The 19,336-nt window shown below is 67.7% G+C and carries 18 protein-coding genes and 1 riboswitch; of the genes, 9 read left to right on the forward strand and 9 right to left on the reverse strand.

The features are described from left to right. The first annotated feature begins 5 nt into the window (after positions 1 to 5). A complete protein-coding gene (locus tag DMC61_RS32600; protein ID WP_125694078.1) occupies positions 6 to 842 on the forward strand; it encodes a TatD family hydrolase in 837 nt (278 codons plus the stop codon). A 413-nt stretch (positions 843 to 1,255) separates the two neighbouring features. Next, a complete protein-coding gene (locus DMC61_RS32605; RefSeq protein ID WP_043848394.1) occupies positions 1,256 to 2,635 on the forward strand; it encodes a resuscitation-promoting factor in 1,380 nt (459 codons plus the stop codon). Between the two features lie 59 nt (positions 2,636 to 2,694). Here DMC61_RS32605 and DMC61_RS32610 read toward each other — a convergent pair whose 3' ends face one another. Both DMC61_RS32610 and DMC61_RS32615 read right to left on the reverse strand, forming a co-directional pair. Next, entirely contained in the window at positions 2,695 to 3,717 is a 1,023-nt protein-coding gene (locus tag DMC61_RS32610) for a DUF222 domain-containing protein (protein ID WP_125694080.1), read from the reverse strand. Positions 3,718 to 3,864: 147 nt separating this feature from the next. Then, entirely contained in the window at positions 3,865 to 4,446 is a 582-nt protein-coding gene (locus DMC61_RS32615; RefSeq protein ID WP_125694082.1) for a GNAT family N-acetyltransferase, read from the reverse strand. Between the two features lie 40 nt (positions 4,447 to 4,486). On the opposite strand from DMC61_RS32615, the gene rsmA reads away from it, so the two are divergent. The 5 genes from rsmA to DMC61_RS32640 all read left to right on the forward strand — a co-directional run bounded on the left by rsmA (position 4,487) and on the right by DMC61_RS32640 (position 11,560). Further along, positions 4,487 to 5,323, forward strand: coding sequence for a 16S rRNA (adenine(1518)-N(6)/adenine(1519)-N(6))-dimethyltransferase RsmA (gene rsmA, locus DMC61_RS32620; protein ID WP_125694084.1), 837 nt, complete (start codon positions 4,487 to 4,489; stop codon positions 5,321 to 5,323). Positions 5,324 to 5,570: 247 nt separating this feature from the next. Then, positions 5,571 to 5,661, forward strand: a riboswitch (SAM riboswitch). A 215-nt stretch (positions 5,662 to 5,876) separates the two neighbouring features. Continuing rightward, positions 5,877 to 6,887 (forward strand): methionine ABC transporter ATP-binding protein, encoded by a 1,011-nt coding sequence (locus DMC61_RS32625; protein WP_043849178.1) that lies wholly within the window; start codon positions 5,877 to 5,879, stop codon positions 6,885 to 6,887. Between the two features lie 124 nt (positions 6,888 to 7,011). Then, positions 7,012 to 7,977, forward strand: a complete 966-nt coding sequence (locus tag DMC61_RS32630) for a 4-(cytidine 5'-diphospho)-2-C-methyl-D-erythritol kinase (protein WP_007028772.1) — start codon at positions 7,012 to 7,014, stop codon at positions 7,975 to 7,977. A gap of 67 nt (positions 7,978 to 8,044) precedes the next feature. Continuing rightward, complete coding sequence (locus DMC61_RS32635) at positions 8,045 to 9,817, forward strand: ABC-F family ATP-binding cassette domain-containing protein (protein ID WP_125694086.1); 1,773 nt, start codon at positions 8,045 to 8,047, stop codon at positions 9,815 to 9,817. A 51-nt stretch (positions 9,818 to 9,868) separates the two neighbouring features. Then, on the forward strand, positions 9,869 to 11,560 hold the full coding sequence (locus DMC61_RS32640) for a fatty acyl-AMP ligase (RefSeq protein ID WP_125694088.1): 1,692 nt from the start codon (positions 9,869 to 9,871) through the stop codon (positions 11,558 to 11,560). 59 nt (positions 11,561 to 11,619) lie between these two features. Here DMC61_RS32640 and DMC61_RS32645 read toward each other — a convergent pair whose 3' ends face one another. The 4 genes from DMC61_RS32645 to DMC61_RS32660 all read right to left on the reverse strand — a co-directional run bounded on the left by DMC61_RS32645 (position 11,620) and on the right by DMC61_RS32660 (position 13,680). Further along, on the reverse strand, positions 11,620 to 11,949 hold the full coding sequence (locus tag DMC61_RS32645; protein WP_016337312.1) for a DivIVA domain-containing protein: 330 nt from the start codon (positions 11,947 to 11,949) through the stop codon (positions 11,620 to 11,622). After that, the gene (locus DMC61_RS32650; protein WP_016337311.1) at positions 11,949 to 12,308 is read right to left on the reverse strand and encodes a DivIVA domain-containing protein; all 360 of its coding nucleotides are present in this window, start codon (positions 12,306 to 12,308) and stop codon (positions 11,949 to 11,951) included. The genes DMC61_RS32645 and DMC61_RS32650 overlap by 1 nt, the downstream gene beginning before the upstream one ends. Before the next feature lie 159 nt (positions 12,309 to 12,467). Then, positions 12,468 to 13,064, reverse strand: coding sequence for an aminoacyl-tRNA hydrolase (gene pth, locus DMC61_RS32655; RefSeq protein ID WP_016337310.1), 597 nt, complete (start codon positions 13,062 to 13,064; stop codon positions 12,468 to 12,470). Positions 13,065 to 13,074: 10 nt separating this feature from the next. Continuing rightward, the gene (locus DMC61_RS32660) at positions 13,075 to 13,680 is read right to left on the reverse strand and encodes a 50S ribosomal protein L25/general stress protein Ctc (RefSeq protein ID WP_016337309.1); all 606 of its coding nucleotides are present in this window, start codon (positions 13,678 to 13,680) and stop codon (positions 13,075 to 13,077) included. 338 nt (positions 13,681 to 14,018) lie between these two features. Here DMC61_RS32660 and DMC61_RS32665 point away from each other — a divergent pair, with 338 nt between their 5' ends. Both DMC61_RS32665 and DMC61_RS32670 read left to right on the forward strand, forming a co-directional pair. Next, positions 14,019 to 15,140: a hypothetical protein gene (locus DMC61_RS32665; RefSeq protein ID WP_125694090.1), complete on the forward strand. Its 1,122-nt coding sequence runs from the start codon at positions 14,019 to 14,021 to the stop codon at positions 15,138 to 15,140. 96 nt (positions 15,141 to 15,236) lie between these two features. Beyond that, positions 15,237 to 15,854, forward strand: coding sequence for an NAD(P)-dependent oxidoreductase (locus tag DMC61_RS32670; protein ID WP_016337307.1), 618 nt, complete (start codon positions 15,237 to 15,239; stop codon positions 15,852 to 15,854). Here DMC61_RS32670 and DMC61_RS32675 read toward each other — a convergent pair. From DMC61_RS32675 to glmU, 3 genes are all read right to left on the reverse strand, one after another. Further along, positions 15,848 to 16,723 carry a TIGR03621 family F420-dependent LLM class oxidoreductase gene (locus DMC61_RS32675; protein ID WP_125694092.1) on the reverse strand — a complete coding sequence of 292 codons (876 nt, stop codon included), beginning with the start codon at positions 16,721 to 16,723 and terminating at the stop codon, positions 15,848 to 15,850. The two genes, DMC61_RS32670 and DMC61_RS32675, sit on opposite strands and share 7 nt — an antisense overlap. A 127-nt stretch (positions 16,724 to 16,850) precedes the next feature. After that, entirely contained in the window at positions 16,851 to 17,831 is a 981-nt protein-coding gene (locus DMC61_RS32680; protein WP_016337305.1) for a ribose-phosphate diphosphokinase, read from the reverse strand. Next, positions 17,828 to 19,315, reverse strand: coding sequence for a bifunctional UDP-N-acetylglucosamine diphosphorylase/glucosamine-1-phosphate N-acetyltransferase GlmU (glmU, locus tag DMC61_RS32685; protein WP_125694094.1), 1,488 nt, complete (start codon positions 19,313 to 19,315; stop codon positions 17,828 to 17,830). The genes DMC61_RS32680 and glmU overlap by 4 nt, the downstream gene beginning before the upstream one ends. Between the last annotated feature and the right edge of the window lie 21 nt (positions 19,316 to 19,336).

The raw sequence follows: 19,336 nt of genomic DNA on the forward strand, positions 1-19,336 counted from the left end.
AACTGATGGGTGCGGAGAAGAAGGAGCCGCCGCCGATCCCGGACAGGTTGCCGGTCTCGGTGGTGGACGCGCACACCCACCTAGACGCGTGCGGCGCGGTCACCGCGGCTGATGTGACAGCCATGGTCGACCGCGCCGAACGCGCCGGCGTGTCGCGGGTGATCACCGTCGCGGACGATCTCGCGGCCGCTCGCTGGGCCGCGCAAGCGTCCACTTGGGACCCTCGGGTGTGGGCCGCCGTCGCGATCCATCCCACGCGCACCAAGGAATTCGGCGAAGCCGAGAAATCCGAAGTGGAGAGTCTCGCGAAACAGTCCAGAGTGGTCGCGGTCGGCGAAACCGGCCTCGACTACTACTGGGACTATTCGCCCCACGACGCCCAGCAGGACGCCTTCCGGTGGCATATCGATCTCGCCAAGCGCATCGGCAAGCCGCTGATGATCCATGATCGAGACGCTCACGACGACGTCCTCCGGATTCTCGAGGAAGAGGGAGCGCCCGAGCAGGTCGTCTTCCACTGTTTCTCGGGGGACGAGCAGGTCGCTCGCCGCTGTGTCGATGCCGGATACGTGCTGTCCTTCGCCGGGACGGTCAGCTTCCGCAACGCACGAGGGCTCCATGAGGCGGCGCGGATCGTTCCGGCAGACCAATACCTCGTCGAAACGGACGCTCCGTTCCTGACCCCGCATCCGTTCCGTGGGCGGCCCAACGAGCCCTACTGCGCTGCCTACACGGTTCGGCATCTCGCCACGCTAAGGGGCGAGGCGGTGCACGAGGTGGCCGAGTCGGTGCGAAAGACCGCTGAGCGGGTCTTCCGTTTGCCGACAGTCACGGCCGGTTGAACGGATTGCGACATTAGTGATCAGCAATGGTCCACTCTGATGAGTGACCAACGTCACGACACTCCGGGCGGTGTTTGCGCAACCCGGCGAGGTTCGTTACTGTCCCGTGATCGTGCCGGTCGGTGCCCGCTCAAGCGGTCTCCGGCTGTTACTCCCACAGTCACGTCAGTGCACGTCGGGGAAGCGGAACCAGGAGCGGTACGGCCTGGAACCGTGACGATGGCGCTGGCTGCGGGTGTCGGACTTCTAGAGGTGTGCCGAAGAGTGCATCGAGACGAAGGACGTAGTGGAGCGGTTGTCGAGCTCCTCGACGTCTTGGGAAAGGGAACGACCCAGTGACTGGTAGCAGTAGGCAGGATGGCTCGCGCCTCGGCGCAGAGACGAACACCTTCGCTTCCGCCGGCTCGGTCGCCGTGCTCGACCGCGACACCCACTACGGCGAGCTCGAGTACTCCGACGATCCGCGCATCACGCACCAGGACGTCCTGGCCGCGCTCGGCCCCGACGCCGACGCCCTGATGGCCGAGATCGACGTCGACGTCGACGAGCTGATCCGCCTCATCAGCGCCGAGACCACCATGCTCCCGCCGATCGTCATTCCGGACGAGCTGGCCGAAGACCGCACCGCGGGCGCGCCGATGAAGGCCGCGACCAAGGACGAGGTCATTTCGAACTCGACCCGCGTCTGGAAGAAGCGGTTCCTCAAGGGGACCGTCATGGCGGTGCTGCTCACCCTCGGCGGTGGCGGCGCGGCCGCGATGGCGATGAACAAGAGCGTCACGCTCGACGTCGACGGCAAGCAGCAGACGGTCCACAGCTTCGGTGACACCGTCGGCGAGGTCCTCGAAGACGCCGGTCTCTCGGTCGGCGCGCACGACTCGCTCTCGCCCTCGCCTCAGGCCGAGGTGGGCGACGGCGGCGTCATCAAGCTGGAGCGCGGTCGCAAGCTGAACCTGATCGTCGACGGCGCACCGCAGCAGGAGTCCTGGGTCCGCGCGACCAACCTCGGCGACGCGCTGAACCAGCTCGGCCGCGCCGACCTCGCCAAGGCCGGCACCTGGACCTCGCTCCCGCAGAACGGTGAGCTGCCCCTCGAAGGCGCCACCGTCGAGGTCAAGACCCTCAAGAACGTCACGGTCTACGACGGCGCGAACGAACCGCGCAAGGTGCAGACCAACTCGGTCACCACCAAGGAATTCCTCGGTGAGCTCCGGATGACCCTCGGCCCGGACGACGAGGCCGTCGGCGGTCTCGACGTCAAGCTGGTCGACGGCGCCGAGGTCCACATCAGCCGGACCGGCGTCACCATGGTCAAGCAGAACGAGGAAATCGCGCCGCCCGAGCAGAAGGTCGACGACCCGGAGCTCGAAAAGGGCAAGACCAAGGTCGAGGACCCGGGTACCCCGGGCCAGAAGACCGTGACCTACAAGGTCACCAAGCGCAACGGCAAAGAGGTCGGTCGCGAGAAGGTCTCGGAAGAGGTCATCACCGAGGCCAAGCCCAAGATCGTCAAGGTCGGTACCAAGAAGCCCGCCGACCCGGTCATCGGAGACGCCGGAGCCTGGGACCGCATCGCTCAGTGCGAGTCGACCGGCAACTGGGCCGCCAACACCGGCAACGGCTACTACGGTGGCCTGCAGTTCAACAAGAGCACCTGGGACGCCTACGGTGGCGAGCAGTACGCCGCGTACCCGCACCAGGCCAGCAAGGCCCAGCAGATCGCTGTCGCCGAGAAGGTTCGCGAGGACCGCGGCGGTTATGGCGCGTGGCCGCACTGCGGCAAGAAGGCCTGACGCCGGATCACCCTCCTTTCCTGAAGGTCACCATGTGGGTTCTGCCCGCACGGTGGCCTTCAGGCCGTTAGAGGCCTCTGAGGCTGTGTCGCGTTCCCCGGTCTCGGTCTCGACAGCCGTGCCCACCAACGAGGGGGACGCATGTGGGCGACATTCCGGGTTCGTCCAGCTGCGGTGCCCTCTCGAACGTCTTCCTCGCCGCGGTGAGGGCTGTGGTGGCCCTGTGGCGGCGCCTGGGTGGGCTTTGGGTGGGTTGTAGGCCCGTTGTCGGGCTGTGCGGGCCGAGGCTCCTCAGCGACCCGTTCCGAGGTCTGCCGGGGCAGGGGGATGTCAGGGCCGGCCTCCGCGAGATCGACGATCTCCGCGAACGCGTCGCCGCGTCTCTCCGCCGGCGCACGGTCGTCGGCTTCTTCGCCGGGAGCCGGATACGCCCGCGGCACCAGGAGCGCGTTCAGGCGGGCGCCTGTCTCGGGATCGAGATCGCCGCGCATGTCCCAGCGACCGGTCCGCTTTTGGCGTAACCAGAATTCGCTTCGCTGACGTTTCGGTCCGGGCTCATCTTTGGGCTTTCCATCCGGGTCGTGTCGTGCGAGCAGGTCGGTGCCCGCCATCGTGACGTCGCGTGGTCTCGCGACGCCTGCGAGGTCGACAAGGCCCTTCTCGGCCTCGTGCCGTTCGTCCGCGTCGACGTGGTCGGGCAGCCTCTTCATGACAGTGACGATTCGGTCGATGCCGGCCTCGGCCAACGCGCCGGTGCCGGCCGAGATGCCGGTCAAGGGTGCGACGGGGTCGATCGACGTGCCGTCGCGCGCCCGTCTCGAATTGAGCGCGAGCGCTCTATCGGCAACTTTGTTGGCCTCGGCGCGAGGCACACGAGCCACATGCTCGTAGAAGACGGCGATCGAGTTGTATCCGTAGAGGTCTCGGACCCCACGTGACTCGATCTCGGCCAGGATCTGGCCGACCTCGGCGAACAGACGTCGCCCTTCGCGTAGCCGTGTCTGCAACTCATCGAGGAGCAGCTCGGCGTCACCTTCCGGCAGGTTGAGCGGGAAGGCCTTGGGAATGTTTGTGCTGGTCATCCCTCGATTGTCGAGGCAGATTCGAACGAATGCACGGTATCGATCGGGTGGATGATCACTACGCTCCGGCTGCGCTGACCTGCGCCGATCACACGGGAGTGGGATACGTGCCGGTTCGGAAAAGCCATACGGATGGTGGGGGCGGGATCACGGCTCCGTGCTCGAGTGGATCATCCGGTCCCACTCCTCGCGGAGCACCCCGTAGACGACGGAGTCGTGCACGCCCCCGGACCAGCGGCGAGCGCGTCGGAACCGGCCTTCTTCGACGAATCCCAGCCGCCTGCCGACGGCGATCATCCCTGGGTTCCCCGAGAACGTGGCGAAGTCCAGGCGAAGGGTGTCGGTGCGGGCGAACAGGTAGGTCGTCCACAAGCGCAAGGCCTCAGTGCCGTAGCCACCGCCCCAGTACTGCTCGTCGTAGATCACCAGTCCCATCCGTCGCCAGTCGGTCTGCCTGCTTTCCCAATACCAGCTGACCCTGCCGATCAACCGGTCGTCCCTCAGGTCGCATACGGCGAGGCTGGTGCGGGGATCGGATGGCTCGGCCTTTGCAGTGGTGAGTTCGCGTGCCGTCGAGTCGGCGGCCGCCGCGGTCGGAGCGCCGAAGTACGGCCCGTTCGTCTCGTGCCAAGGCCGCGCGGGATCGAGTAAGCCGCGCAGCGGTCGGAGGTCACTCGGCCTCCAGTCGCGCAGTCGAACCTTCTCGCCTTCGAGTACGACGTCGTCCACCGGCCAATCGTGGCCTACCGGGGCTGGTTACGATCGTCGGGTGATTGAACTGCTCGGTCCTGCGGAGATCAGGGCGCTGGCGGCCGAGCTGGACGTACGTCCGACCAAGAAGCTCGGCCAGAACTTCGTGCACGATCCCAACACGGTGCGACGTATCGTCGACCTTTCGGGGGTCGGCGAAGGCGACGTCGTGCTGGAGGTCGGGCCGGGCCTCGGCTCGTTGACCCTCGGCCTGCTCGCGACCGGCGCCGAGGTCGTCGCGGTCGAAATCGATCCCGTGCTGGCGGGGCGCTTGCCGAACACCGCGGCCGAACGGGGCGGGGCCGAACGGCTGACGGTCGTCGGCGCGGACGCGCTGCGGATCACAGCGGACGACCTGCCCGCGCGTCCGACGGCGCTCGTGGCGAATCTGCCGTACAACGTCGCGGTTCCGGTCGTGCTTCACCTCCTTGCCGAGCTGCCGTCGCTGACCAGTGGCCTCGTGATGGTCCAGATCGAGGTCGCGGACCGGATGGCGGCCGGCCCCGGGAGCCGGACTTACGGCGTGCCGAGCGTCAAACTCGCCTGGTACGGAAAGGCGCGCAAGGTCGCCGCCGTGCCTCGAGCGGTGTTCTGGCCTGTTCCGAACGTGGACTCCGCTCTTGTCGCTTTCGAGCGGGGCGACGCGGTGTCGTCCGTGGAACGGGAGAAGTTGTTCGCGGTGGTCGACGCCGCCTTCTCCCAGCGACGGAAGACTCTGCGTGCCGCGTTGGCGTCATGGGCCGGTTCCGCCGAACGCGCGGGGGAACTGCTCGAGAAGGCGGGTATCGATCCCAAGACGCGCGGTGAGCAGCTGGATGTTCACCAGTTCGCGCGGATCGCCGCGGCTGTCGGCTGACCAACTGCCCGAGGTGTGACCGGCGCCGCGCGGACGTCCGCCGGGCCAGGTCAGCACGAGTGCGTAAGTCTTCTTCTCGATCCGTGTAAGCCGGCATCGTCTTAGCAGGTAGCGCGCCTGACGCAAGTCGGAGGCGCCTACTTCAGTTCCATTATATGGACACCCGATCCTGTATAATGGACGCGACCAGACGTGTGATCTGCGCCTACGCGCTTGCTTTCATCCAGTGGGATCGGTTTTACTCAGTGGGCCATCCCGAGCGACTGAGAGACCTGGCTCGCCGAAGTCGCAGCAACCACCCTCCACAGGGCAGGTGCTACAGCCAGGACCGATGGAGGCTGTGCCTAATGAACAGGGTCACCCACCCGCTCCTGCTGACCAGGCGACGTGTCGTCGATGAAGGTCGCCGCACGGTAAGTGCGTGTCGACGCTCCACCGTTACTGCCTGAGTCCTTTTCGCCTTTACCTCTGAAACCCGTCCGTTCCCGGACGGTCACTCGGTGACGGTCGGCGCGCTCGAAAGATGCAGCGCCCCATTCGCATGGAGCCTCTCGTGATCACTGTCGAAAACCTGTCCAAATCCTTTCCCCTCAACGGAAATCCCGTCGTCGCGCTGCGCGATGTGAGCGTGGACATCCAAGCGGGCTCGCTGTTCGGAGTCGTCGGCCCGGCCGGTTCCGGCAAGTCGACCCTCGCTCGTTGCATCGGTCTTCAGGAGCGTCCCGACCGCGGCGTCGTCCGCCTCGACGGGCTCAACACCGGGACCCTCGACGGACGCCGTCTGCGGGAGATCCGGCGGCAGGTCGGCGTCGTGAGCACCAAACCGGAATTGCTTGCCGAGCGCACCATCGCCGGCAACATCGCTTCGCCGCTCGAACAGCTCGGTCTCGACGGGCCGCAGCGTCGCAACCGGGTCGGCAATCTGCTGGACCTGGTCGGCCTCACCCCGCGGGCGGGGCAGCGGCCGGGCGAACTGTCCGAAGGGCAGCTGCGCCGGGTGGCCATCGCCAAGGCGCTGGCCGCCGGGCCGTCCGTGCTCTTGGCCGACGACCCGACCGCGGGTGTGCAGTCCGAAGAGTCCGGTGCGGTTCTGACCGTGCTCGACCGAGCGCGTGCCGAGCTCGGAGTCACCGTGCTGCTCACCACGCCCGACGCCGGCGTCGTGCGCCGTGTCTGCGACGACGTCGCGGTTCTGGAGGCCGGGGCGATCGTCGAGCGTGGAACCGTGCTCGACCTGGTCTCCGACCCGAACAGCCGGACCGCGCAGGCGCTGCTTCCCGCGATCGAGACCGGGCGGGCGCAGGCCTCGAAGTACGACCGCGCGGTGGATGTCGTGCTCGTCGGCTTCGCCTCGGTCGGCGCGCTGCTCCCGGAGGCCGCCGGTCGCTTCGACGTCGAACTCGCCACGATCGGCGGCGGCCTGACCCGGATCGGCGACACGCCGGTGGGCCGGTTCCGTCTCGGTGTGCGCGGTGAACGCGCGGACGCCGCGCTCGCCTGGATCGCCGAACGTGGCGGCCACGTGACCCACCCGGTCCGCGGACCGCAGGGTGTCGCTGCCTGATTCCTCCGCGAACGGGCCGCTCAGGACGAAAACCGTCCGGGGCGGCCCGTTCGTGTGTCCGACTCGTCCTGTTCTCTTTTCTCCTGGTGACAGCGCAAGCGGAGCGGCCACGTAGGCTTGACGGGTGCTCGCCGTCGTACCGCCCCCAGTGACCGTCAGGGTTCCCGCCAAGGTCAACCTGCACCTGTCGGTCGGTGACGTACGCCCGGACGGCTACCACGAGCTGGTGACCGTGTTCCAGGCGCTTTCCTTGACCGACGAGGTGACCGTAGCGGTCACCGAGGACCCCGGCGTCGAGGTCTACGGCGAAGGCGAAGGCTCCGTACCGACGGGGGCGAACAATCTCGCTTGGAAGGCCGCTCAGGCGCTGGCGGCCCACGTCGGCAAGGCGGACGGCGAGTCCAAGGTCAGGGTGGTGCTGCGCAAAGGCATTCCGGTAGCGGGCGGGATGGCCGGGGGCAGCGCCGACGCGGCCGCGACCCTGGTGGGACTCGCGTCGCTCTGGAAGCTCGACATCTCCCGGGACGAACTGGCGGGTATCGCCGCGAAGCTCGGCAGCGATGTCCCGTTCGCTCTCTACGGCGGGACAGCGTTGGGCACCGGCCGAGGTGAGCAACTGGTGCCGGTCCTGTCGCGGCACACCTTCCATTGGGTCCTGGCCTTCGACCAGCGTGGTCTTTCGACTCCGAGGGTGTTCGGCGAGCTGGACAAGCTGCGTGAAGAGGGCAGCCCGCCGCGGATCGGTTCGCACACTCCGGTGGTCGAGGCGTTGGCCTCCGGTGACCCGCGGCAACTGGCGCTGCTTCTCGGCAACGACCTGCAGGCGGCCGCCGTCTCGTTGCGGCCGGGGCTGCGCCGCACCTTGCGGGCCGGGGTGAACGCGGGCGCGCTCGCCGGCACCGTCTCCGGATCCGGGCCGACATGTGCCTTTCTGTGCGCGGATGCCCAGTCGGCCGTCGAGGTCGCCGCGGAGCTGTCCGGTGCGGGTGTCTGCCGCACGGTGCGCGTCGCACACGGGCCGGTGCCCGGAGCCCGGCTGGTCGGCGGCGACGACGCGCCGCGGCCGTCACCGCCGCGGGTGCACGCGTGAGGGTGTCCGAAAAGGACACCGACTAATTCGTTGTGGTGCAAGCTTTTCGGAAAGGATCGGCTGAGGCATGGCCAACTTGGTCAACCTGGAGTCGGTGAGCAAGTCCTTCGGGGTGCGCCCGCTGCTCGACGGTGTTTCGCTCGGTGTGGCGGAGGGGCAGCGTATCGGTGTCGTCGGTCTCAACGGGGGTGGGAAGACGACGCTGCTGGAGGTTCTCGCGGGAATCAGCGAGCCGGATACGGGACGGGTCAGTCAGGTCCGTGGCCTGCGGATGGCCGTCGTCACCCAGCGGACCGAGCTCCCCGCCGGCAGCACCGTCGGAGATGTCGTGCTGGAGCGCTACGGCGCCGAGCACGAGTGGGCCGCTGACGCACGAGTCCGGTCCATTATGGACGGTCTCGGGATCACCGCTCTCGGCCTCGAGAAGGAAACGGCGAACCTGTCCGGTGGCGAACGCCGCCGGGTGGCGCTGGCCGCCGCTCTGACCGGTGAACTGGACCTCGTCGTCCTCGACGAGCCGACCAACCACCTGGATGTCGAAGGCGTGCGCTGGCTCGCGGATCACCTGCTGAACCGCAAGATCGCGGTCGTGGTCGTCACGCACGACCGGTGGTTCCTCGACACGGTCGCGAGCCTGACCTGGGAGGTCACCAACGGTCGCGTCGAGCAGTACGAAGGCGGGTACGCGGACTGGATCTTCGCGCGAGCGGAACGGGCGAGGCTGGCGGCGACGGCCGAGGAAAAGCGGCAGAACCTGGCGCGTAAAGAGCTCGCGTGGCTGCGTCGGGGCCCGCAGGCCAGGACCTCGAAGCCGCGCTACCGGGTCGAGGCGGCGGAGGCGCTGATCTCCGACGTGCCGGAGCCGCGTGATTCGGTCGAGCTGCAGGCGTTCGCGCGCCGGCGGCTGGGGAAGACCGTGCTGGAGATCGAGGACGCCACGTTGACCGTCGGCGACCGCACCCTGCTCGATCACGTCACCTGGCGGATCGGGCCCGGCGACCGGGTCGGTCTGGTCGGCGTCAACGGGTCGGGCAAAACGACGCTCCTCAAGCTGCTCGGTGGCGACAAGGAGCCCGAGACGGGCCGGCGCATCCAGGGCAAGACGGTCAGCCTCGCGCACTTGCGGCAGGAACTCGACGACCTGCCGGGCGATCTGCGCGTGCTGCAGGCGATCGAAGAGGTGTCCGGCCGGGTCGTGTTCGGAAAGCAGGAGCTCACCGCTTCGCAGCTCGCCGAAAAGCTGGGGTTCCCCGCGGCGAGGCAGTGGACACCGGTCGAAGACCTTTCCGGTGGTGAACGGCGCCGCCTGCAGCTGTGCCGGCTTCTGATGGCCGAGCCCAACGTGCTGTTGCTCGACGAACCGACGAACGATCTCGACATCGACACCTTGCAGCAGCTCGAAGACCTGCTGGATTCCTGGCCGGGCAGCCTTGTCGTCGTCTCGCACGACCGGTACCTGGTGGAACGCGTCTGCGACACGATCGTGGCCTTGTTCGGCGACGGGCAGGTGACCCACTTGCCGGGCGGGATCGAGGAGTACCTGGACCGGCGCGCGAAGAGCCTCGAAAAGGCCGGCAGTGACCGGAAGGCAGGCAACGCGCAGGTCTCCGCGCCCAAGAAGAGCGCCGCGGAGCAGCGTGCCGCGCAAAAGGAGCTGTCCCGTCTGGAACGCAAGCTCGATCAGCTGCACACGAAGGAGGAGAAACTCCATGCGGCGCTGTTGGCCGCGGCGACCGATCCGACGAAGCTCATCGAGCTGAACACCGAATTGAAGGCCGTCGAAACGGAGAAAGAGGAGGTCGAAGCCCAGTGGCTCGAGACCTCCGAAGCGATCGAATGAGTTCGCTCGACGGCGCGCGGGTCTTCCAGCGAGGACAGTAGTGTGACGCGCATGAGTCGGTTCGTGGACACGCTCGTCGCCACCGCGGCGGGGCGAGGTCAGCAGCGGGGAATGGTCACCGGGGAGCCCAAGGAGCCGATTCGGCGGACCTGGGCCGAGATCCACGAGCAGGCCAAGCGGGTCGCCGGGGGTCTGGTGGCGGCCGGGCTGGAGCCCGGCAAAGCGGTCGCGGTCCTGGCGGCGGCGCCGTCACTGATCGCGCCGACGGTTCAGGCGGTTTGGCTCGCCGGCGGCAGCGTGACGATGCTGCACCAGCCGACGCAGCGCACCGACCTCGCGGAATGGGCCGAGGACACCGTTCGCGTGCTGCGGATGATCGGTTCCGGCCTGGTTCTGCTCGGCGAGCCGTTCGACCAGCTGGCGCCGGTCCTCACCGAGCATGGCATCGCCTTCCAGGTCATCACCGAACTGCTCGAGGCGGAGCCGCTGGCGGAGCCCGTGCCGACGGCCGAGTCGGACACGGCGCTCCTGCAGCTGACCAGTGGGTCGACGGCCGACCCGAAGGCCGTTCAGATCACCTACGGGAACCTGTATTCGAACGTCAAGGCGATGGTCGATCGGGCCGAGTTCGACTTCGACGTCGACGTGATGGTCTCGTGGCTGCCCACCTTCCACGACATGGGGATGGTCGGCTTCCTGACGGTCCCGATGACGTTCGGCGTCGAACTCGTCAAGATCACGCCGCTCGAGTTCCTGTCGGGGCCGTTGATCTGGCCGCAGCTGATCAGCAAGTACAACGGCACGACCACGGCCGCGCCGAACTTCGCGTACGCGATCGTGGGCAAGCGGATGGCCCGTGTCGAGGACGACAACGCGTACGACCTCTCGAAGCTTCGGATCGCGTTGAACGGCGCCGAGCCGATCGATGAAACGGCCGTGCAGACGTTCGTCGATGCCGGGGCACGGTTCAAGATGCCCGCCGAATGCGTCTTCCCGGCGTACGGCATGGCGGAGGCGACTCTCGCGGTTTCGTTCGCGCCGTTGTTCACCGGTTTGACGCTGGACGTCGTCGAGGCCGACGCGCTCGAGACGGACAACCGGGCGGTGCCGGTCCCCGAGGGCGACCCGCGCCGCGGGACCGACCAGGTCCGGTCCTTCGCGGTGCTCGGGCCGCCTCTCGACGGGCTGGAAGCCGAGATCGTCGACGACAAGGGAACTGTGCTCGGGGAGCGCGAGGTCGGGGAGATCCGCCTGCGCGGCGAGGCCGTGACGCCGGGGTACCTGACCATGGAAGGTCCGCTCGCGACACAGGACGAGGACGGCTGGCTGCTCACCGGCGACCTCGGTTACCTGGTCGACGGCATGATCGTGATCTGCGGCCGTCGCAAGGACGTCATCATCATGGGCGGCCGGAACCTGTACCCGACCGACATCGAACGGGCGGCGACTTCGGTCGAAGGGGTGCGGGCCGGGAACGCCGTGGCCGTGCGGCTCGACGCCGGCAGCCGACGGGAACGGTTCGCCGTCGTCGTCGAATCGAAACTCGCCGGGGACCCGGAGACGGAGAAGGCCCTGGCGAAGGAGGTTGCGGCCAAGGTGCGCGGCGCCGTCGACATGCGGCCCTTCGCCGTTGTGGTGCTCCCTGCGGGGAGCCTGCCGAAGACGCCCTCGGGCAAGGTGAAGCGGGCCGCGACCGCCGTCCAGTTCGCGGACAAGATCGCCAAGAACGCGGCGACCAGCTGATACGAAAGGGCCGGGCCGCGAGACTCGCGGCCCGGCCCTTCCGCGGCACCTCCCGTTGGTCAGCGGCGTCGCCAGAGTGGCTTGCGGTTATGGGTGTGTTCCAGGGCAGGCGCTATGTAGTAGCCGGAGGACTGGGACATCCCGGCCAGCGTTCCCTCGACGTCGCGCAAGAACGCGTCGACGGCTGCCGGGTCGTAGCCTCGTTTCGAAAGCGGTGCTTTGGCGAACGCCACGTTGTGGACGTCCGAAACCGTCAGATCGTCGTCGCCGTCGAGAGTCGCCGCGACCCGTTCGAGGAAGGCGTCGACAGCGGGTTCGTGGTAACCACGGGCGCCGATCGGCGCCCTGTCGAATTGCCGGGTTCTGGCCTCGAACGCGGTGACGGGCACTAGCGCTCCCGCAGGGACTCGACAGGACCGCGGTCCGGAACGGCGCGTTCGGCGGTGGCCTCGTCCTCTTCACGGGCGCCGGGCAGGCGGAGCGCGTGCTGTCCGGTCCGGTGGGCGAGCTGACCCTCGACCTTGTCGAGGAAATCGTCGACTTCGCGTTCGTCGTAGCCGCGCTTCCCGATCAACGGACGCGAGAACATGACGTGATGGACCTCGGCGGCCGTCAGGTCGTCCCGGTCCGAGAGCGTGTCGGCGATCCGTTCCAGGAACGCGTCGACCTCGTGTTTGGCGTATCCGCGCCGCCCGATCGGGGCGTTCGGAAAAGTGGCGCCGGTGATGTCTTCGGCCGTAAACGACATGAAACTCTCTCCGGTTTCGGTGGGGAATGCGATCTCCGCATTCCGTCCTAACGGGTTTGAGAGTTCCCCGGAAGAGTTCGCGCTATTCCACGACTCGATCAGGGGCGTGGTGAAACGCCTTCGAGTGACGAGGCGTAACGCACCGCCATGTGAGCGGATTCACCCAGCGTGGAAGGTGTTCTGGGCCGCCGCGAGACCGGTGCTGATGAGCGCTTCAACAGCGTCGGCGCAACGATCGATCTCGAAAGCGAGCTCTTTGCGTTCGACCGTAGAGAAGTCTTTCAGCACGAAATCAGCCGGATCCTGGCGCCCTGGAGGCCTGCCGACGCCGAAACGAACACGGTAGTAGTCCTTCGTGCCCAGGGACTTGGTGATCGAGCGGAGACCGTTGTGGCCGTTGTCGCCACCACCCAGCTTCATCTTGAGCGCGCCGAAGTCGACGTCCAGCTCGTCGTGGACGACCACGACACCCGCCGGGGGGATCTTGTAGAACCTGGCCGCGCCGACCACCGGGCCGCCCGAGAGGTTCATGTACGAACGCGGTTTGACCAGCACCACCCGCTGGCCTGCCAGCCTGCCTTCGAGGACTTCAGCGCCGCTCTTGTGGGCTTTGAACTTGCCGCCGACGCGGCCGGCCAGTTCGTCGAGCACCATGAAGCCGACGTTGTGCCTGTTGCCCGCGTATTGGGGGCCGGGATTGCCGAGGCCGGCGAGCAGGATCTGCTCGCCGGCCCCGGGAAGTACTGCTTCGGTCACATCGGTGACTTTATTCGGCGTCCTCGGCGGGGGTCTCCGCAGCCTCGGCCTCTTCGCCCTCGAGGGCGGACTCGGACGGCGCCTCGTTCACGGCGACGACCAGCGCCTCGGCGTCGGTGACCAGGGTGGCGCCCTGCGGCAGGGTGACCTGCGAGGCGAGGATCTGGGTGCCGGCTTCGACGCCCTCGACCGAGACCTCGACCTGCTCGGGGATGTGCAGCGCCTCGACCTCGACCTGAAGGGTGTCGAGGTCGGTGGTGACCAGGGTGCCCGGGCCCGCGGTGCCGGTGACGACGACCGGGACGTCGACGGTGACCTTCTCGCCGCGGCGGACGACCAGCAGGTCGACGTGCTCGATGTAGTTCTTCAGCGGGTGGACGACGATGGTCTTCGTCAGCGCCAGCTCGCTCTTGCCTTCGAGCTCGAGGGTGATGACGGCGTTGCTGCCGTTCTCACGCACGACGCGGGCGAACTCGAGGGCGGGCAGGGCGTAGTGGCGCGGGTCCGAGCCGTGCCCGTACAGCACCGCGGGGATCTTGCCGGCACGACGCGTGCGACGCGCGGCACCCTTGCCGAATTCGGTGCGGGGCTCGACGGACAGGCTTACCTCGGACACGGTGTAGCACTCCTTCAATTCACCAACATGTTCAGCGAAAGCATGCTGAGGTGGGGATGGTTCGGGCGGTTCGGGTGTTCGGCGGCGAATTCCACAGGCGTGCTCGACCGCGTGTGGCCACTCAAGCCGCCGCGTCGATCACGTCGGGCACCAGGTGCTCACGGAACCCGCCTCGCCGAGACCGGGAAAGTGTAGACCAAGCGGTCGTGCCGGGGTCCCGCCGGGTGGCTCGTTCAGATGACAAGTCGGTGACAGCTGCTTCGGGAACCCGCGGATGCGGTGGTGCGCGACCCCTTTTCTAGGGTGTGATCTCCTCGCACTCGAGACAAGGGGGCGGAATGGCGGCACGACGGTCGAGGATCGGCGCGATCGCCGCGTTGTGCTGCCTCGTGGCCGGTTGCGACGTCGCGATCGACGGGGCCGCGGGGATCTCGCCCGCCGAGCAGCAGCGGGTGGACCGGCGTGCCGAGCAGCGCGGCGCTGTCGAAAGTGCCCTGAAGGCGCTTGAGCAGGCTCCGGCCGTTGTATACAAGTCGACGATCAAGGACGCTGCCGGCAAACCCGCCGAATTGCAGTTCCGGATCACCCGCAACGGCAGCGCGCACGGCGCGTTGCCGGTCGACGGCCAAGCCATCCAGGTCGTGGCCGCGGACAAACAGCTGTACCTCTCGGCGACGCCGGAGTATTGGAAGGCGCACGGCCTCGGCAACAGCGACCAATACGGCACCAACTGGGTCCGTACCGACGGCTCGGACCTGCCGGTGAACGCCGTCGAGGTGCTCAGCCCGCGCAAGGCCGCGTCGACACTGAGGACCGCGGTGTCCGCGATGGACCCGCTGACCGACCCTGTCCGGTCGAAGTTGCCGGACGGGACCGAGGTCTACGACATCGGCAGTGGGCTCGGCGCACTGCGTGTGACCACCGCGGCGCCGCACCGCATCGTCAGTTTCGCGCCTTCCCTCGTCGCCGCGGCGGGCGGTAAGACGCTCGGTGCCGAGATGCGGGTCGAACCGCTCGCCGGGGACGCGCTCAAGAAGCTCCAGACCGATCTGGACGGCGCGATCGGGGGAATCGGGCAGCCGTTCGACGCGCTCACCCAGGTGAGTGTCAGCGTCGTCAACGACAAGCTGGACTGCACGGACTTCGTCGGAACCTGCCGGGCGACCATCGACGTCGCCAACACCGTCATCGGCGGCGTGAGCGGGACGCCCGTGCATCTGACGCTGACCGTCGATTTCACCGCGCAATCCCTCGGCGCACAGAGCTGCACGGCGGCCGCCGACGCGGCACCCGGAGCCACGACGAGCATGACCTGCGAGGTCAAGTTCAAGCTGCCGAATCGGAACGCCAGTTACCAGGTGCAGGCGAAGCCGTCGGCGCGCGGCGAGGTTCGGGCGCCGGTCGACGTCAACGCCGTCCGCGAGAAGCTCAAGTCCGAGTTCGCCGCGCTGGGTGGCTGACCTGCACACTCACCTCGGGGTGCGTTGCATACGTTGAAGTAGCCGATCTTGCGTTCTTAGCATCGGCGTGGTCGCCGATGAAAAGGGAGAAACGCGATGGCGAAGTTGGTTGTGTTCGGTGGAACCGGGTACGCGGGCGGAAAGATCGCCGCAGAGGCGCGCGGCCGCGGTCACGAGGTGCTGGCGGTGTCGAGGAACGCGGAAGGCGAGGGCACCAGGGCGGGCTCGCTCTACGACGAGGCCTTCCTGGCCGACGTCGCCAAGGGCGCGGATGTCCTGGTCATCGCGGTTCACGGGCAGAGCGGTCTGCTCGAAGCGGTGCCCTCGATCGCCCAGGTCGCGAAGGACAACGGCGCGCGGATCGGGGTCGTCGGCGGGGCCGGCAGCCTGAACGTGGCCGAGGGCGGGCCGCGTCTGATCGACACCCCCGAGTTCCCGGACGAGTACAAGGGCGAGGCGGGTGCGCACGCCGAGGTGCTGGAGGCGTTCCGGAAGCTTCCCGAGGACGTCGACTGGTTCTACCTCAGCCCGGCCGCCGAGTTCGGCGCGTGGGCCGAGGGCGAGCGGACCGGCGAGTTCCGGCTCGGCGGAGACGTGCTCCTGACCGACGAAAACGGTGGATCGAAGATCAGCGGCGCCGACTACGCGATCGCGTTCGTCGACGAGATCGACAAGCCGGAGCGCCGCCGTCAGCGTTTCTGCGTCGCTTACTGACCGGACAGTTCCTTCACGACCGGCGCGAACGTTTCCAGCATCGGCTCGAACACCGTGATGTAGGAGAAGCCGTATCGTTCGCGACGCTCCTGGAGCTGCCGGACCATCTCGCCGGTGGTCCCGAACAGCAATTGGGGCGTTTCGAGCAGGGTGTCGACGTCGAGGCCGTCCTGGTCTTTGACTTCTTCACGCCAGGACTCCGCGGCCGCGCGCCGGTCGTCCGTGACCACGACCCGCTGGACGAGCATGTTCAGTTCGGGATCCCGGTCGTTCGCGTGTGAGCGGAAGAAGGCGACGCGCTCGTCCATGCGTTCGGCGTCGTCGAGCCGGAAGGTTCCCGGCGGCTTTCCCGGTGCTTGACGAAGGCCCGCGAAGCCGGCGATGTCGGCTTCGCGGGCGGCGAGGGAGAGCACGCCGTCGCTGTTGCCCGCGAGGAGCAGCGGCGGGGGCGTGATCCCTTCGGCGGCGAAGTGTTCGCGCAGGTAATCAAGGCTCTTGGCGAGGTACTCGATACGTTCCTTGGCCGGGGTCCAGGGCAGGCCGGCATCGTCGAATTCCGATTTCATGTGACCGGAGCCGAGACCGAGGTCCAGCCGATCGCCGGTCATCTTCACCGTCGTGACGACGTCGCGCGCGAAGAGCGCGAAGTTGTAGAAGGGCACGTTGGAGACGAGAGTGCCGACGCGGGGCCGTTGGGTCACCGCGGCGGCCATGGTCAGCGCCGGGAAAGGCGAGTTCCGTCCTGAGCCGAGATGATCCGGCACGGAGATGACGTCGTATCCGAGGACCTCGACGCGGCGGCATTTCGCGACCCAGTTTTCGCGGTTCTCGGCGCCCCACAGGTTCACGCCGAACTTGAATTTCCCCATGTCGGAAACCTAGCCAGGTGGGGAGGCCGGGCGCGCGTCGTTTCGCGACGAGCCGAAAACGAAGCAAGGGACCTTTGCTACCACTCTCTCGGAGAGCGATAGCAAAGGTCCCTTGCTTCCTCGTGGATCAGGCGTTGCCGTCGAAGAGGGACGTGACCGACCCGTCCTCGAAGACCTGCTGGATCGCCTGCGCCAGCAGCGGCGCGATGGACAGCACGGTCAGCCCGGGGAACCGCTTCTCCTCCGGGATCGGCAGCGTGTTGGTGACGATCACCTCGCGCGCCTTGCAGTTCGACAGCCGCTCGGTGGCGGGGTCGGACAGGATGCCGTGCGTCGAGGCGATGACGACGTCGGCCGCGCCTTCGTCGAGCAGGGCCTCGGTGGCCTTCACGATCGTGCCACCGGTGTCGATCATGTCGTCGATCAGCACGCACAGCTGACCGCGGACCTTGCCGACGACGCGGTTGGCGACGGCCTGGTTCGGCTTGTCCGGGTCGCGGGTCTTGTGGATGAAGGCGATCGGCCGGTCACCCAGCTGCGCCGCCCACTTCTCGGCGAGCCGCACGCGGCCCGAGTCCGGCGAGACGACGGTGATGTTCTCGTCCTGGTAGGTCTTGTTGATGTGCGCAGCCAGCACGTTCTGCGCGAGCAGGTGGTCGACGGGACCGTCGAAGAAGCCCTGGATCTGCGCGGTGTGCAGGTCGACCGTCATGATCCGGTCGGCGCCGGCGGTCTTGAACAGGTCCGCGATCAGGCGCGCGGAGATCGGCTCGCGGCCCTTGTGCTTCTTGTCCTGCCGCGCGTACGGGTAGAACGGCATGATCACGGTGATCCGCTTGGCGCTCGCGCGCTTGAGGGCGTCCACCATGATCAGCTGCTCCATCACCCACTCGTTGATGGGCGCCGGGTGGCTCTGGATCACGAACGCGTCGGCCCCGCGCACCGACTCGTTGAACCGGACGAAGATCTCTCCGTTGGCGAAGTTGTGCGCGGTCTGCGGAACGATCGCGATGTTGAGGTGCCTGGCCACCTCTTCGGCGAGTTCCGGGTGCGCGCGCCCGGAGAACAGCATCAGGTTCTTCTTCGGTGTTCCGGACTTCGAGCTCATGCTGGCGACTCCCCGTCGTTTCCCTTATTTGAATCGGACACGGCGGTGGTGTCCTGCTTCGCGGCGGAAGCTGCTTCCGCCGCGGGTGTGCCCGGCCTGCGCCGGGACACCCAGTCTTCGATGTTGCGCTGCGGCCCGGTGGAGACGGCGAGCGCGCCCGGGGGCACGTCTTGCCTGATCACGGTGCCTGCCCCACTGTAGGCGCCATCGCCGATGGTCACCGGGGCGACGAACGTGTTGTCCGCGCCGAGCCGCACATGGGAGCCGATCGTGGTGTGGTGCTTGTTCACGCCGTCGTAGTTCACGAAGACGCTGGAACACCCGATGTTGCTGTTCTCGCCGATGGTCGCGTCGCCGACGTAGGTCAGGTGCGGAACCTTCGTCCCGGCGCCGATGTCGGCGTTCTTCGTCTCGACGAAAGCGCCGAGTTTGCCCTTGGTCCCCAGTTTGGAGCCGGGACGCAGGTAGGTGAACGGGCCGACCTTCACGCCGTCGCCCAATTCCGAATCGGAACCGTGTGTCCGCACTACCGACGCGCCCGCGCCGACGGTGACGTTCTCCAGAGTGCTGTCCGGGCCGATCTGCGAGCCTTCGCCGACCGACGTCGAGCCCTTCAGCTGGACACCGGGTTCGATGACGACGTCGCGCGACAGGGTCACGCCCGCGTCGATCCAGGTGCTCGCCGGGTCGACGACCGTGACGCCCGCCCGCTGCCAGCCGCGGACGATCCGGCGGTTCAGCTCGGCGCCGAGGACGGAGAGCTGGACGCGGTCGTTGACGCCTTCGGTCACCCACGGGTCGTCGATGACCAGCGCGCCGACGCCCTTGCCGTCGCCGCGGGCGATGCCGAGGACGTCGGTGAGGTAGAGCTCGCCCTGCGCGTTGTCGGTCGAAAGCTTCGAAAGCCCGTCGACCAGGACCGACGCGTCGAAGGCGTAGACGCCGGAATTGATTTCGGCGATTTCGTGCTGTTCGGGGGTGGCGTCCTTCTGCTCGACGATCGAGGTGACGACGCCGTTTTCGTCGCGGATGATCCGGCCGTACCCGGTCGGGTTCTCGACGACCGCGGTCAGCACGGTGACCGCGTTGCCGGTGGAGGTGTGCTCGGCGACCAGGGAAGCGAGCGTTTCGGTGTCGAGCAGCGGGACGTCGCCGTAGCTGACGACGACGGTGCCGGTCAGTCCGGCGGGCAGCGCCGAGAGCGCGCACGAGACGGCGTGCCCGGTGCCCTTCTGCTCCTCCTGGACGGCCGTGACGACCTCGCGGCCGAGCGCCTCGCCGACCTTCGCCAGCCGGGCGCCGACCGAGTCGCGGCCGTGGCCGATGACCACGACCAGGTGCTCCGGGTTCAGTCCCGCGGCGGCCCGCACCGCGTGCTCGACCAACGGGCGGCCGGCGATCGGGTGCAGCACCTTCGGGGTGGACGAGCGCATGCGGGTGCCCTCACCCGCGGCGAGGATCAACGTGCTCAGCGGGCCGGTCACAGCACTCCCAACATTTCACCA

Origin of the sequence: Amycolatopsis sp. WAC 04169 (assembly GCF_003947535.1) — a bacterium.
Classification (GTDB): Bacteria; Actinomycetota; Actinomycetes; order Mycobacteriales; family Pseudonocardiaceae; genus Amycolatopsis; species Amycolatopsis keratiniphila.

Excerpts from the sequence above, each read along its gene's own strand:
- DMC61_RS32665 (WP_125694090.1), top strand. The coding sequence starts at position 14,019 with ATGGCGGCACGACGGTCGAGGATCGGCGCGATCGCCGCGTTGTGCTGC.
- DMC61_RS32610 (WP_125694080.1), bottom strand. The coding sequence starts at position 3,717 with ATGACCAGCACAAACATTCCCAAGGCCTTCCCGCTCAACCTGCCGGAA.
- DMC61_RS32635 (WP_125694086.1), top strand. The coding sequence starts at position 8,045 with ATGGCCAACTTGGTCAACCTGGAGTCGGTGAGCAAGTCCTTCGGGGTG.
- DMC61_RS32600 (WP_125694078.1), top strand. The coding sequence starts at position 6 with ATGGGTGCGGAGAAGAAGGAGCCGCCGCCGATCCCGGACAGGTTGCCG.
- DMC61_RS32650 (WP_016337311.1), bottom strand. The coding sequence starts at position 12,308 with ATGTCGTTTACGGCCGAAGACATCACCGGCGCCACTTTTCCGAACGCC.
- DMC61_RS32680 (WP_016337305.1), bottom strand. The coding sequence starts at position 17,831 with ATGAGCTCGAAGTCCGGAACACCGAAGAAGAACCTGATGCTGTTCTCC.
- DMC61_RS32675 (WP_125694092.1), bottom strand. The coding sequence starts at position 16,723 with ATGGGGAAATTCAAGTTCGGCGTGAACCTGTGGGGCGCCGAGAACCGC.
- DMC61_RS32640 (WP_125694088.1), top strand. The coding sequence starts at position 9,869 with ATGAGTCGGTTCGTGGACACGCTCGTCGCCACCGCGGCGGGGCGAGGT.
- DMC61_RS32670 (WP_016337307.1), top strand. The coding sequence starts at position 15,237 with ATGGCGAAGTTGGTTGTGTTCGGTGGAACCGGGTACGCGGGCGGAAAG.